This window comes from Ideonella sp., assembly GCF_036277275.1.
GTDB lineage: Bacteria > Pseudomonadota > Gammaproteobacteria > Burkholderiales > Burkholderiaceae_C > Ideonella.
In genome coordinates, this window is record NZ_DASUNH010000009.1 from 81,646 (window position 1) to 94,947 (window position 13,302).

The 13,302-nt window shown below is 67.9% G+C and carries 16 protein-coding genes; 9 read left to right on the forward strand and 7 right to left on the reverse strand.

The genetic code is table 11. The features are described from left to right. Positions 1 to 211 precede the first annotated feature (211 nt). The 3 genes from VFY73_RS02235 (at position 212) to VFY73_RS02245 (ending at position 2,779) form a co-directional block, all read left to right on the forward strand. Positions 212 to 586 (forward strand): CHRD domain-containing protein, encoded by a 375-nt coding sequence (locus tag VFY73_RS02235; RefSeq protein ID WP_329716274.1) that lies wholly within the window; start codon positions 212 to 214, stop codon positions 584 to 586. A 146-nt stretch (positions 587 to 732) separates the two neighbouring features. Next, the gene (locus tag VFY73_RS02240; protein WP_329716275.1) at positions 733 to 1,233 is read left to right on the forward strand and encodes a hypothetical protein; all 501 of its coding nucleotides are present in this window, start codon (positions 733 to 735) and stop codon (positions 1,231 to 1,233) included. A gap of 103 nt (positions 1,234 to 1,336) precedes the next feature. Beyond that, a complete protein-coding gene (locus VFY73_RS02245; RefSeq protein ID WP_329716276.1) occupies positions 1,337 to 2,779 on the forward strand; it encodes an NAD-dependent succinate-semialdehyde dehydrogenase in 1,443 nt (480 codons plus the stop codon). 24 nt (positions 2,780 to 2,803) lie between these two features. Here VFY73_RS02245 and VFY73_RS02250 read toward each other — a convergent pair whose 3' ends face one another. Together VFY73_RS02250 and VFY73_RS02255 are read right to left on the reverse strand one after the other, a co-directional pair. Continuing rightward, positions 2,804 to 3,700, reverse strand: a complete 897-nt coding sequence (locus tag VFY73_RS02250) for an ion transporter (protein ID WP_329716277.1) — start codon at positions 3,698 to 3,700, stop codon at positions 2,804 to 2,806. Positions 3,701 to 3,719: 19 nt separating this feature from the next. Further along, positions 3,720 to 3,866, reverse strand: a complete 147-nt coding sequence (locus VFY73_RS02255; RefSeq protein ID WP_329716278.1) for a hypothetical protein — start codon at positions 3,864 to 3,866, stop codon at positions 3,720 to 3,722. Between the two features lie 109 nt (positions 3,867 to 3,975). Between VFY73_RS02255 and VFY73_RS02260 the strand changes: the two genes are divergently transcribed. From VFY73_RS02260 to VFY73_RS02270, 3 genes are all read left to right on the forward strand, one after another. Then, complete coding sequence (locus tag VFY73_RS02260; protein WP_329716279.1) at positions 3,976 to 4,143, forward strand: hypothetical protein; 168 nt, start codon at positions 3,976 to 3,978, stop codon at positions 4,141 to 4,143. 220 nt (positions 4,144 to 4,363) lie between these two features. Then, a complete protein-coding gene (locus tag VFY73_RS02265) occupies positions 4,364 to 6,040 on the forward strand; it encodes an NAD(P)/FAD-dependent oxidoreductase (protein ID WP_329716280.1) in 1,677 nt (558 codons plus the stop codon). A gap of 77 nt (positions 6,041 to 6,117) precedes the next feature. After that, positions 6,118 to 7,095 (forward strand): NADPH:quinone reductase, encoded by a 978-nt coding sequence (locus VFY73_RS02270; protein WP_329716281.1) that lies wholly within the window; start codon positions 6,118 to 6,120, stop codon positions 7,093 to 7,095. Between the two features lie 10 nt (positions 7,096 to 7,105). Here VFY73_RS02270 and VFY73_RS02275 read toward each other — a convergent pair whose 3' ends face one another. After that, the gene (locus VFY73_RS02275) at positions 7,106 to 7,579 is read right to left on the reverse strand and encodes a GFA family protein (RefSeq protein ID WP_329716282.1); all 474 of its coding nucleotides are present in this window, start codon (positions 7,577 to 7,579) and stop codon (positions 7,106 to 7,108) included. Positions 7,580 to 7,725: 146 nt separating this feature from the next. Here VFY73_RS02275 and VFY73_RS02280 point away from each other — a divergent pair, with 146 nt between their 5' ends. The 3 genes from VFY73_RS02280 (at position 7,726) to VFY73_RS02290 (ending at position 10,443) form a co-directional block, all read left to right on the forward strand. Continuing rightward, the gene (locus VFY73_RS02280) at positions 7,726 to 8,562 is read left to right on the forward strand and encodes a hypothetical protein (protein WP_329716283.1); all 837 of its coding nucleotides are present in this window, start codon (positions 7,726 to 7,728) and stop codon (positions 8,560 to 8,562) included. 71 nt (positions 8,563 to 8,633) lie between these two features. Continuing rightward, entirely contained in the window at positions 8,634 to 9,143 is a 510-nt protein-coding gene (locus VFY73_RS02285) for a pilin (protein WP_329716284.1), read from the forward strand. A gap of 112 nt (positions 9,144 to 9,255) precedes the next feature. Continuing rightward, positions 9,256 to 10,443 carry an acetyl-CoA C-acyltransferase family protein gene (locus VFY73_RS02290; RefSeq protein WP_329716285.1) on the forward strand — a complete coding sequence of 396 codons (1,188 nt, stop codon included), beginning with the start codon at positions 9,256 to 9,258 and terminating at the stop codon, positions 10,441 to 10,443. A 148-nt stretch (positions 10,444 to 10,591) separates the two neighbouring features. On the opposite strand, the gene VFY73_RS02295 is transcribed toward VFY73_RS02290, so the two are convergent. The 4 genes from VFY73_RS02295 to VFY73_RS02310 all read right to left on the reverse strand — a co-directional run bounded on the left by VFY73_RS02295 (position 10,592) and on the right by VFY73_RS02310 (position 13,274). Continuing rightward, the gene (locus VFY73_RS02295; RefSeq protein ID WP_329716286.1) at positions 10,592 to 11,554 is read right to left on the reverse strand and encodes a HAMP domain-containing sensor histidine kinase; all 963 of its coding nucleotides are present in this window, start codon (positions 11,552 to 11,554) and stop codon (positions 10,592 to 10,594) included. Positions 11,555 to 11,783: 229 nt separating this feature from the next. Continuing rightward, positions 11,784 to 12,173, reverse strand: a complete 390-nt coding sequence (locus tag VFY73_RS02300; protein WP_329716287.1) for an RNA-binding protein — start codon at positions 12,171 to 12,173, stop codon at positions 11,784 to 11,786. 80 nt (positions 12,174 to 12,253) lie between these two features. Further along, positions 12,254 to 12,514 carry a translation initiation factor IF-1 gene (gene infA, locus VFY73_RS02305; protein ID WP_329716288.1) on the reverse strand — a complete coding sequence of 87 codons (261 nt, stop codon included), beginning with the start codon at positions 12,512 to 12,514 and terminating at the stop codon, positions 12,254 to 12,256. Positions 12,515 to 12,914: 400 nt separating this feature from the next. Next, the gene (locus tag VFY73_RS02310; RefSeq protein WP_329716289.1) at positions 12,915 to 13,274 is read right to left on the reverse strand and encodes a hypothetical protein; all 360 of its coding nucleotides are present in this window, start codon (positions 13,272 to 13,274) and stop codon (positions 12,915 to 12,917) included. Between the last annotated feature and the right edge of the window lie 28 nt (positions 13,275 to 13,302).

Here is a 13,302-nt window from a genome sequence, read left to right on the forward strand (position 1 = left end):
CGCCGGCCATTCGCTCATCGGTGCTCCTTGCCGGTGGCTGGAAACCCTTGCAGACGAGGAAACTGATCCTGTTGCGTGGCGGGGGGCGACGCGCATGTTGCGGCCGCCTGCAGCCAGCCCAGGCACGCCACATGCCCACAGCAGCACCCCATCCTCAAGAAAGGGCTCTCCCATGACGACTCGTCGACTTCCCCTGTGGACAGGCCTTGCGATGACGGCGTGCCTGGCTGCCGGCCCGGCTTTTGGCGCCGACCTGAAACTCAGTGGCGACCAGGAAGCGCCGCCGGTCAAGACCACGGCCACCGGCACCGGCACCATCAGTGTTGCCGCCGACGGTGCGGTGACCGGCAGCGTCACGACCTCCGGCGTCGCGGCCACGGCAGCCCACATCCACCAGGGTGCGCCGGGCAAGAGCGGGCCGGTCGTGCTGCCGCTGACCAAATCGGGCGACAACGGCTGGGCGGTGCCTGCCGGCTCGAAGCTGACCCCTGAGCAGTTGAAGGCCTACAAAGCCGGTGAGCTGTACGTCAATGTGCACTCGGCAGCGAACAAGGACGGCGAGATCCGCGCTCAGATCAAGCCGTAGCGCCGATGTGACGCTGGCACCGGGGCTCCAAGCGGAGCCCTGCCGGTGCCCCGTCGTCGAGAGTCGTCCAGCCGTGGCGCTGCAAATCGTTGCGAAGTGCAACGGGCGGCCCTCAATACCGACCCGGTCGCGCCGAAGACCGGGACATGGACATTCGCGACGACGCTTCTGCCCCATGGATCGGCGACCCGCAGGGAAACCGCCAGCACCGCTTCATGGAGTCGGCCGACATCAACGCGGCCTTCCGCGAGTTGTTCGAGCCTCTGCGCACGGGCGTGCGCCGCGGCATGAGCAACGAGGGCCAGATCTACGCGCTGGAGATGGACTCCTGCATTCCGGGCGAGCTGCTGGGCACCGAATGGATCCCGGTCGCCAGCCGCGGTGTGGACGGGGCCTTGCCGCTGGCCGACCCGACGCGCCGGCGCGCGCTGTTTGATCTGTTGCTGGCCGAAAAGCGCGTCGAAGCCCTGTTCGCCTACGTCTGCGAGCGCCGGGGCCCGGGCGGCGAGCCCTTCATGTACCTCGAGATCATCTCGGCGGATGGCTGTTTTGCAGCCGAGTTCCCGATCGTGCCGGGCAAGGGCTGGCACAAGCGTGAGCTGGTGAAAGTGCCGCACCGCCGGCTGGACCCGGTCGCCCTGGCCTGACCGACACCCGCATGCGGCCGAGGGCTGGCCGCATGGGTGACAGCTCGATTCGCCGTCACAGCCGAGAATGCCGGTTGCGACCTTGCGACCAACCGAGCTGAACATGACGACTTCCTACCCCGACACCCGACTGCTGATCGACAACCAATGGGTCGACGCGGCCAGCGGCAAGACGCTGGACGTGCTGAATCCCGCCACTGGCGCACCCATCGGCACGGTGGCCCATGCCGGCATCCCGGACCTGGACCGCGCGCTGGCCGCGGCCCAGAAGGGCTTCGAAACCTGGCGCAACGTGCCGGCCCACGAGCGCGCCGCGGTGATGCGCCGGGCCGCCGGCCTGGTGCGCGAGCGCGCCGACACGATCGCCCGCCTGCTGACGCAAGAGCAGGGCAAGCCGCTGGCCGAAGCGCGCGGCGAGGTGCTGGCCGGCGCCGACATCATCGAGTGGTTCGCCGACGAAGGCCGCCGCACCTATGGCCGCATCGTGCCGTCGCGCAACCTGGCGGCGCAGCAACTGGTGCTCAAGGAGCCGGTGGGGCCGGTCGCGGCATTCACGCCCTGGAACTTCCCGATCAACCAGATCGTGCGCAAGCTGGGCGCGGCGCTGGCCAGCGGCTGCTCGTTCCTGGTCAAGGCGCCCGAGGAAACCCCGGCTTCGCCGGCCGCGCTGCTGGCCACCTTCGTCGATGCCGGCATCCCGGCTGGCGTGGTGGGCCTGGTGTTCGGCAACCCGGCCGAGATCTCGGGCTACCTGATCCCGCACCCGGTCATCCGCAAGGTCACCTTCACCGGCTCGACGCCGATCGGCAAGGAGCTGGCCGCGCTGGCCGGCCGCCACATGAAGCGGGTGACGATGGAGCTCGGCGGCCACGCGCCGGTGATCGTGGCCGAAGACGCCGACGTGGCGCTGGCGGTCAAGGCCGCGGGCGGCGCGAAGTTCCGCAACGCCGGCCAGGTCTGCATTTCGCCGACACGCTTTCTGGTGCACCGCAGCCTGAAGGACGAATTCGCGCAGGCGCTGGTCAAGCATGCCGCGGGGCTGAAGCAGGGCGATGGCCTGGCCGAGGGCACGATGATCGGGCCGCTGGCGAACGCGCGGCGCCTGAGCGCGATGACCAAGGTGATCGACGACGCCCGCGCCAAGGGCGCGACGGTGGCGACCGGCGGCGAGCGCGTCGGCAGCGCGGGCAACTTCTTCGCGCCGACGGTGTTGACCGATGTGCCGCTGGAAGCCGATGTGTTCAACAACGAGCCCTTCGGCCCGGTGGCCGCGATCCGCGCGTTCGATGCGCTGGACGAAGCGATCGCCGAGGCGAACCGGCTGCCGTTCGGCCTGGCCGGCTATGCCTTCACCCGCTCGATCAAGACCGCGCACCAGCTGTCGCACCGGTTGGAGGTGGGCATGCTGTGGATCAACCAGCCGGCTGCGCCGGTGGCCGAGATGCCTTTCGGCGGCGTGAAGGATTCGGGCTACGGCTCCGAAGGCGGCCCGGAGGCGATGGAGGCCTACCTCGTCACCAAGAGCGTGTCGATCATGGCGGTCTGACCGGCATTGCCGCGCGTGGCGCGCTCAGCGATCGAGCGCCACGCCGCAGCGCCAGCAGAACCGGGCCCCATCGGGATGACCGTCGGCCCTGCAGGCGGCGCAGCGCCAGGCGGCGCGCCCGGCGAGCGCATCGCGGCGCTGGGCCGTCATTTCGGCGGTGACGATGCCGGTCGGCACGGCCAACACGCCCCAGCCCAGCAGCATCATGGCCGAGGCGATGATGCGGCCGATGTCGGTGTGCGGCGTGATGTCGCCGAAGCCGACGGTGGTCATCGTCGTCACGGCCCAGTACATTGCGATCGGGATGCTGGTGAAGCCGTTCTGCGGCCCTTCGACGACGTACATCACGGTGCCCATCACCAGCACCACCATCAGCACGAACGACAGAAAGACCAGGATCTTGCGGCGGCTGGCATGCAGCGCGCTGCCCAGCTGGCTGAACTCGGCCATGTACTCGGTGAGCCGGAAGATCCGGAACACCCGCAGCAGCCGCAGCACACGCACGTCGATCAGCAGCTGGCCCTCGGGCCACAACAGGGCCAGGTAGGTCGGCAGCACCGACAGCAGGTCGATCACGCCGTAGAAGCTCAGCGCGTAGCGCAGCGGCCGCTGCACGCTGACCAGGCGCGCCAGATACTCGAGCGTGAACAGGCCGGTGAAGGTCCACTCCGCGATCGACAGCGCCGGGCCGTGGCGGGCCACGACCACCGCCATGCTGTCGGCCATGACGACCGCCACGCTGAGCAGGATCGCCAGGATGACGGCCACGTCGAACAGCTGGCCGCTGCGCGTGTCCGACTCGAACACGATGCGGTACAGCGCCCGGCGCCAGCCGGCCGCCGGCTTGCCGAACTCTTCTTCGGCCACGGGCGGTGTCGACGCGGCGGTTCTGGCGGGCTGGGCCGGTCGGCGGGCGGCCATCAGCAGGTCAGGCGGGCGGTCAGCCCGGCTTGTTCTTCAACTTGCCCTTGGGCAGAACGGCGGTCACCGGCGGCACCGGCCGGTCGGAGCCGGCAGCCTTGGTGGGCGCGGCATCCTTCTTCGGTTTCTTGGTCATCTTGTTGGCGGTTTGAATGCCTTTGGCCATAAGTCCTCCAAAGTTGTGGGTGGGCGGCAATTGCGCAGGTCGTGATGGTAGCCGCGAGCGTTGATAATCTCGCCCTTCACTTCATCCCACCCACCGACCGGAGCATTCCATGGGCAACAAGATCATCACCGAAGCCGACCGCAAGGCCACCCCGCGTCCCGTCGCGCCGAACGGCGTCACCTACACGGCCGGCAAGGGCCAGAAGATCAGCCTGGAACGCGGCTCGCACACCCGCAGCAAGAAGAACCCGGGCAAGCGTCCGCACAAAGGGGGTTGAAATAGTGCCCCCACGGCCCCCTGCCAGGGGCCTGCCCCCCGAGGGGGCTCGCGCAGCGGACCGGCAAAGCCGGATCCGCGCACGCCACTTGGAGGGGGCGACGCTTCGCGCGCCCCGTCCACGCGACCCGTTTCTCCCTTTCCGTTCGGGCTGAGCTTGTCGAAGCCCTGCGCGCTCGCCTTGGCAGATTCGGGCGGCGGCTCCGGGGTCTCTTCATCCCATGATCCGTATCACTGAACTGCGCTTACCGCTCAATCACGAGCCAGAGGCGCTGCGCCCGGCCATCGTGGCGCGATTGAAGCTGCGCGACGAGCAGCTCGCCGATTTCACCGTCTTCCGCCGCGCTTACGACGCGCGCAAGAAGACCGCGATGGTGTTGATCTACACCGTCGATTGCCAGCTTGCTGAAGGGCTGGATGAGGCCGAAGTGCTGGCCCGCCATGCTGGCGACGCCCACATCAAGCCTGCCCCGGACACCCGCTATAAGCTGGTCGGCTCGGCGCCGGCCGATTTCTACGCCACTCAACGGCCGCGGCCGGTGGTGGTGGGCTTTGGGCCGTGTGGCCTGTTCGCGGCGCTGGTGCTGGCGCAGATGGGCTTGCGGCCGATCGTGCTGGAGCGCGGCAAGCAGGTCCGCGAGCGCACCAAGGACACCTGGGGCCTGTGGCGCAAGAGCGAGCTGAATCCCGAGTCGAACGTGCAGTTCGGCGAAGGCGGCGCCGGCACGTTCTCCGACGGCAAGCTCTGGAGCCAGATCAGCGACCCGCGCCACCTGACGCGCAAGGTGCTGACCGAGTTCGTCAAGGCCGGCGCGCCGGACGAGATCCTCTACGTCAGCAAGCCGCACATCGGCACCTTCCGCCTGGTCAGCATGATCGAGAAGATGCGGGCCGACATCGAGGCGCTGGGCGGCGAGATCCGCTTCCAGCAGCGGGTGACGGACATCCGCATCGAAGGCGGCGCCGTCCGCGGGCTGACGCTGGCCAGCGGCGAGCAGCTCGAGGCCGACCATGTGGTGCTGGCGCTCGGCCACAGCGCCCGCGACACCTTCACGATGCTGCACCAACGCGGTGTCGCGATGGAGGCCAAGCCGTTCTCGATCGGCTACCGCATCGAGCACCCGCAGAGCGTGATCGACAAGGCGCGCTTCGGCCCGAACGCCGGCCACCCGATCCTCGGCGCGGCCGACTACAAGCTGGTGCACCACGCGAGCAATGGCCGCTCGGTCTACAGTTTCTGCATGTGCCCAGGCGGCACGGTGGTGGCGGCGACGTCCGAGCCGAACCGCGTCGTCACCAATGGCATGAGCCAGTACTCGCGCAACGAGCGCAACGCGAACGCCGGCATCGTCGTCGGCATTTCCCCGCAGGACTACCGGCAAGACGGTCTGGCCTCGGGCCCGGTGTCGCCGCTGGACGGGATGGCCTTCCAGCGATTCTGGGAGTCTCGCGCCTACGAGCTGGGCGGTGGCGACTACTTCGCGCCGGGTGAACTGGTCGGCGATTTCATCGCCGGCCGGCATGGCGACAAGGTGGCGCGCGAGTTCGGTGGCGTGCTGCCGTCATACAAGCCCGGTGTGCACCTGACCGACCTGGCCGAGCCTGGCCGCGGCAGCCTGCCGGAGTACGCCCTGGCGGCGATTCGCGAGGCGCTGCCCGCGTTCGACAAGCAGATCCGCGGCTTTGCGATGCACGACGCGGTGTTGACGGGAGTCGAAACGCGCACCTCTTCGCCGCTGCGCATCCCGCGCGGCAAGGACTACCAGAGCGTGAACGTGGCCGGGCTGTACCCGGCCGGCGAGGGTGCGGGTTACGCCGGCGGCATCATGTCCGCGGGTGTCGACGGCATCGAGGTGGCCGAGGCCTTGGGTGCTCGGATGCTTCAAACTGCGGTCTGATTGTTGCGCGGCCGGCAAGGCTGCGTTGGCTGAGCGTGGCTTGGCGGCATTGCCGCCGCGGTCTACGCTTCGCCTCCATGAGAGCCGCTGTCTACCGCGCCAAGGGGCGGGCCGTCGATGTGCTGTCCGTCGATGAACTGCCGAAACCCCAACCTGGACCTGGCGAGGTCCTGGTGCGGGTGGTGTTCTCGGGCGTCAACCCGTCCGATGTCAAGAGCCGCGCGGGTCTCGGCGGTGCGCCGATGGACTATCCATTTGTCGTGCCGCACAGCGACGGTGCCGGCGAAATCGTTGCCGTGGGCGAAGGCGTCGCGCCCAGGCGGGTGGGTGAGCGCGTCTGGCTGTTCAATGGCCAATGGGGCCGGGCGATGGGCACTGCAGCAGAGTTCGTCGCACTGCCGGCGCGCCAGGCGGTGACCTTGCCCGAGGGCGTGACCTTGGAAGTGGGGGCTTCGATCGGCATTCCGCTGCTGACGGCCGTGCATGCCGTGCTGTCACTTGGCACGCTGTTGAACAAGACCGTGATGGTGCCTGGAGCCGCCGGTGCCGTGGGCGCCTACGTGACCCAGTTGGTGGCGCTGGCTGGTGGCCGCCCGATCGCCGTGGTCAGCAGCGACGAGAAGGCGGCGCTCGCACGTTCGCTGGGTGCCGTTGCGGCCGTCAACTACAAGACGGCCGATCTCGCAGCTGAGGTGCGTGCGCTGACGCAAGGCGAGGGCGCCGATGCGGTGGTCGAGGTCGATGTGGCCGGCAATGCGCGCCACTACGCCCAGGCGCTGCGCTTCGGCGGGCAGGCGGTGATCTATGGCTCCAACGCGCCGACGATCGAGTTGCCGTTCCGGCCGCTGATTTCGCGTTTCATCAAGCTGTACTTTTTCATCGTCTACCTGCTGCCGGAAGCGGCACTGCGTGAGGCGATCGACACGGCGACGGGTTTGCTGCAGCGTGGCGCGCTGCGTCATCCCGAGCTGGCGACCTACCCGTTGGCCGACATCGCCCGGGCGCATGAGCGCGTCGAAGCCGGCGCCAACGCCAAGGTGCTGGTGGCCCTGTAGCGCAGGGGCGTCAGCCCGTCAGCCCATGCCGCTGGTGCCACTCGGCCAGCGATTCGTCCGGGTACTCGTCGAACTCGCGGTCGTCGTCACCGACGTTCGCTTCGACCCACGCGGGCTTGGAGCTCAGCATCATGTGCGTCACCGAAGGTGGCGTTGGCAGCGGCGTGTCGACCGCGCCGGCGTGCGGGTGCACGAGCTCGGGCCAGGTCGGGTCCCACAGCCACAATGCCGTGCCGCAGCGCTTGCAGAAATGCCGTTGGCCAGAGCTCTCGTGGCCGTCCTCCATGATCGCGCGGTAGACCGACAGGTGCTCCTGCCCCTGTACCTTCAACGTTGCGAAATCGGCGCCGAGGTTGATGGCAAAGCCACCGCTGCCGGCGGTCTTGCGGCAGATCGAGCAGTAGCAGCGCATGAACGGTACGGGCGAGTGCGACACGACGCTGAAACGTACCGCACGGCAGTGGCAGGAACCTTCGAGCAGCATGGGCAGTCTCCTTGTTGGAGGTTGGACTCGCGTCGACAGCGGGAGCATGCATCATGACGGACGGTGATGCAGCACCACCGGCACAGGGTGGGGCCCCCTGAGGTCATCCGATTCTGGGTCATCGCCAGGCGGTGAGAATGCGGCACATGCGGGGCTGGAAGAACAAGCTGGGCGGCTGGTGGCTGATGGCATTGGTGCTGTCGCCATCGCTTTCATCGGCCGATGCCACGTCGGGCGAGCCGGTGCAGCTGCGCGTGGGGTTGTCGACCGAATGGCGGCAATTGGCCGGGGGCGGCGCCGGCCCATCCAAGGTCGAGCAGGCGCTGGTTTCGGTGGTCTTGCCACCCGGCTTCGACGCTGCCCGGGAGTGGCCGGTGCTGATCGTCAACGCGACGTCGGACCGGGGATACAGCTCGAGCCGCGCGCTGCTGCTGGCCTACCGCGCGGCGGCCGCCGCTGCCGGATGGGTCAGCGTGGCGGCAGACCCCGAGCCTGCCGTGTCGCCAGACGAGGACCTGCTGCAGCTGCGCTACGTGCTGGCCCATGCGGCGCTGGCAGCCGTCAAGCCGATGTGGAAGGGCGCCGATCAACCGCGCATCGCATTCGCCGGCTTTTCCGGTGGCGCGAAGTACTCGGGCTGGTTGGCTGCGCTGTTTCGCAGCCGCGGCGTGCAGGTCGCCGGGGTCTACATGGCGGGTGTCAACACGAACGCGCTGGGCGAGGCGGCCAAGCAGTTCGGGGTGCTCGACGATGTCACGCGCGCTGTGTCGGTGTTCCTGCAAGGTGGAACGAAAGACAAGGTGGCCACGCCGGCGCAGCACCGTGACATCGAGGACGATCTGCGTGTGGCGGGCTTCACGCGTGTCCGGCTGGAGCTCGTGCCTGGCGATCACGTGGTGAACGCGTCGCCGCTGCAGCAGGCATTGGCCTGGTTTGCGCAGCCGGTGCCGCAGGCCACGGCCGCCTCGGCGCCGGCGCGCTGAAGCGCCTTGTGACCGGCGCGCCGCCTTCGTCGTACAGTTCGGCGGCCTTCACGACCTGCTCGCCCTTGCCCATGCCATCTCATTCGCGCCGACCAGCCCTTGGCTTCACGCTGGTGGAGGTGATGGTCGCCTTGTCCATCGTCGCGATCCTGGCGATGATCGCCGTGCCCAGCATCCAGGATCGCATCGTGCGCGAGCAGGTGGTCGAGGCGGCCAAGCTCGCTGACGACGTGGTCAAGGGGCCGATCGCGACCTACTGGCGCGTCAACAACGAGATGCCCGCCGACAACGACGAGGCTGACGTGCCGGCGGCGGCCAAGATCGTCGGCAACTTCGTCTCCGCCGTCACGGTGGAAGACGGGGCCATCCACATCACTTTCGGCAACAACGCCAACGGCGCGATCAAGGGACGTACATTGACGTTGCGGCCCGCCGTGGTGCCCGACACGCCGAAGGTGCCTCCGGCCTGGGTTTGCGCGGCGGGTGGCAAGGTTCCGGACAAGATGGAAGTTCAGGGCAGAGACCGCACCGACATCGAGAACCGGTATCTGCCGGTGAACTGCCGTCGGCCGGGAGGCTGATCGACCACTGGCGGCGGCGCCTGCGCGATTGCGCCAGATCAAGAGCCCACGGCCCCAAAAGATCGCCGTGTGGCGCATCATTTGGCCTGTTTTGACACAAGGAGCTTGAGCAATGGCTGCAACACGTGATGTGGTGGTTCTGGGTGCCGCGCGTTCGGCGATCGGCAGTTTCGGTGGGGCGCTCTCCGACATCGAGCCGGCCGAGCTGGCCGGCACGGTGATGAAAGCGGCGGTCGAGCGCTCTGGTGTCGACCCGAAGGCGATCAACTACGTGACGGTCGGCAACACCATCCCGACCGACAGTCGCTTTGCCTACGTGGCGCGGGTGGCGTCGATCCAGGCCGGGTTGCCGATGGATTCGGTGGCGATGGCGGTCAACCGCCTGTGTTCGTCGGGCCTGCAAGGCATCGTGACGACCGCGCAGAACATCCTGCTGGGTGACTGTGACTACGGCGTCGGCGGCGGCGTCGAGGTGATGAGCCGCGGTGGCTACCTCAGCACCGCGATGCGCACGGGGGCTCGCATGGGCGACACCAAGCTGATCGACACGATGGTGGCGACGTTGACCGATCCGTTCGGCGTCGGCCACATGGGCATCACGGCCGAGAACCTGGCCGCCAAATGGGACATCAGCCGCGAGCAGCAGGACGCGCTGGCAGTCGAATCGCAGCGACGCGCTGCGGTGGCGATCGCCGAGGGCCGCTTCAAGAGCCAGATCGTGCCCATCGTCAAGCAGACGAAGAAGGGCGAGGTGGTCTTCGACACCGACGAGTACGTGAAGGCCAACATCACGATGGAATCGCTGGCCAAGCTGAAGCCGGCGTTCAAGAAGGACGGCACGGTGACTGCCGGCAATGCCTCGGGCATCAACGACGGTGCGGCGTTCTTCGTGTTGGGCGACGCCAAGGTGTCGGCCGCCGCCGGCTACAAGCCGCTCGCCCGGCTGGTCAGCTACGCGGTGGCCGGCGTGCCGAACGAGATCATGGGCGAAGGGCCGATCCCAGCATCCAAGCTGGCGCTGAAGAAGGCCGGCCTGCGGCTCGACCAGATCGACGTCATTGAAAGCAACGAGGCCTTCGCTGCCCAGGCGATTGCCGTGGCGCGCGGCCTCGAGCTGGACATGGCCAAGACCAACCCGAATGGCGGCGCGATCGCGCTTGGCCACCCGATCGGTTGCTCAGGCGCCTTCATCGCCACCAAGGCGATCTATGAACTGCAGCGCACCAGCGGTCGCTATGCGCTGGTGACGATGTGCATCGGCGGCGGCCAGGGCATCGCCGCGGTCTTCGAGAGACTCTGAGGGTTTAGCACCGACAGCAGCGCTCCGCCGGAGCCGCTGCACCCCAAGTGGCGTGCGCGGATCCGGCTTGGCCGGTCCGCTGCGCGAGAGTCCCTTTGGCTCTGCGCGGCCTGCAAGGCAGGCCCCGGAAGGGGCCGTGGGACCTCGACTACTGCGCCATCGCAGGCCGCAAGCCGAGCAGGTAGCGGCCCATGCCCTGCACGTCGGAGCCAACGCGGCGCACAGCCTCGCGGACTTCGTCGGGGCTGGCAACGAAGGCATGCGACCAGGCGGCCATGCGTGCTTCGTCGATGAAGGACTCGGACTGTTCCTCGTCCAGCGGACGGTCGGCCCAGGGCGGCAACCTGTTCGGCATGTGGATCGGCGAACAGACCGGCAGCGAGACCGAAAAACGCGCCCCTCGGCCGGGCTGCGATTCAGCCCAGACGCGTCCACCGTGGTGCTCGACGATCGACCGCACGACCGTCAGGCCCAGGCCATGGCCGGGGTAGGCCGAACCGTGACTGCGGTGAAACGGCTCGAACATGCGCTCGGCCTGGGCGTCGTCGAAGCCGACGCCGTTGTCGTGCACGCAGATGGCGACTTCGTCGTCGTGCTTCTGGGCAAAGACTTCGACGCGGCCGTTGGTGCTGCGGCGCGAGAACTTCAGCGCGTTGCCCATCAGATTGACGAACACCTGGGTCAGCAGGGCTTCATTGCCCCAGACCATCGGCAGGTGACCAACCACCACCGGCGTGGCGGCGGTCGATTCGTGCCGGCCGGCCAGGATCAACTGGCGTTGCGCCTTGGCGACGCAGGCCGACAGGGACACCACGTCGCAGTCCTGCGGTGGCTGCGGCGGTTCGGCCAGGGCCATCAAGGCTTCGACCAGTGCGCTGGCGGCAGCCGACTCGTCGCGCATCAGGTCCAAGAAGGTTGCCAGCCGTTCGGGTTCGCCACGGTCGAGCGCCAGCTCGCTCAGCGCTGCCAGGTGGCTCATCGATGACGAGGCGCCGATCATCTGGTGCGCCACATCGCGGCTGAACGCTCGCAGGCGCATCACCTCTTCGCGCAGCGCCCGGAGTTCGTCGTCGGTGTCGTCTTCGGCGTGGCGGCTGCAGTCGGCAAGCATCGGGGCTTTCGTTGGCAAGGCAGGACGTGGATTCTTGAATGTCCTTTTCGGCCTTGTACGCGACAGATTCAACGCACCGAATGACCTCAGGTGGAGCAGCTGTGAACAAATCGCCGCTTGGCCGCCATGTGCTGCGGGAGGCGGTGTCGGCTGGTGCGTTTTGGCCCGCCCCATGAAAAACGGGCCCCGAGGGGCCCGTCAAAACCGGTAACCAGCTTACTGCAGAAAATCAGTAGCCGCCGCGGCCACCGCCGCCGCCGCCGTAGCCGCCGCCACCGCTGCGGCCACCGCCGCCGCCGTAGCCGCCGCCACCACCACCGCTGCGGCCACCGCCGCCGTAGCCACCGCCGCCGAAGCCGCCCGGGCGCTCTTCACGCGGACGGGCTTCGTTGACGACCAGTGCGCGGCCGTCAACCGACTGGCCGTGCATGCCGCGGATCGCGGCTTGTGCTTCCTGGTCCGAGCCCATCTCGACGAAGCCGAAGCCCTTCGAGCGGCCGGTGTCACGGTCCATCATGACCTTGGCGGACGTGACGGTGCCGAATTCGGAGAAAGCCTGTTGGAGAGAATCGTCGCGCATGCTGTAAGCGAGGTTGCCGACGTAGAGTTTGTTGCCCATGGGGCCCTTTCTTGGTGGGGAAATTGCATTCCCGGCGCTTCCTGTCGCCGGGTCCGCGAAGTTAACAAAAGATTGCCCGTTCAGCGACGGGGGCCACTACCAGGGCGGGGGGCGCCACCGCGGTCGAGATGCCGGAAGGTGATGCGTCCCTTGCTGAGGTCATAGGGGGACAGTTCCAGCGACACGCGGTCGCCGGCGAGGATACGGATGTGGTTCTTACGCACCTTGCCGGCGGTGTAAGCAACCAGCACATGGCCGTTGTCGAGAACCACGCGGTAGCGTGAATCGGGCAGGACGTCTTCGACCTTGCCGTGCATTTCGATCAGTTCTTCTTTCGCCAATGAAATTCCTTGGGCAAACGATGGGGCGGCCAGCGCGCCAACTTGCCTGAAGGCAGGGCGATGGGCCGTTGGAGAAGGTTTGCCGGCCGCTGCGCAGGTGTGGGCCGGAGATGAAGCTCGCCGCGGAGGTGAGGCTGACGACCGCGGGGACCAGGCGTTGAGCCGGTTCGGAGCGAGGAGCGGGCTGCAGAGATATCGGGCAGGCCGGTGGAAGCTTTGTCGGGCCGTCGGGCCGCACTTGCCGCGACAGTGAGCAAAAACGCGGCAACCCGGGTATTCTAGTCCAGAGGCGATTTCTTTGCTTGCTTTATGACGTTCGCCCGCATCGACGATGCGCGGGCCCAACGAAAAGCGCCGCATGAAGCGGCACGGTGGGTCGATATGCGGGGCTCCGGCCGGCTCAGTTGACCGGGCGCCAGCGGCCCGGCGCCTCGCGCCAGCTCTGGCCGTCGCGGCGCCACATGTGCGGCTCATAGCGGTAACCGGGGCGCGGTGCGTCCCAGCGGCCGTGCACCCATACGTGGCGGCCGCCGACCCAGTTCCAGTAACCACCGATCCAGATCGCGCCCGGGTAGGGCGCCACGCCAACCACCTCGACCTGCGCCGGGGGCGGAGCCACCGTCACCGGCGGGCCGTAGACGTCGTCGTAGGCATAACCGCCACGGTACGGGCGGGCAGGGACAACGTAGCAGGCAGACAACAGGGCACTGGCGGCCAAGGCCGTTGCCAATGCCAGCATCGAATGTTTGGGCGAGTTCATGAGAAAACCCCGCAGTTGAAACGTCATG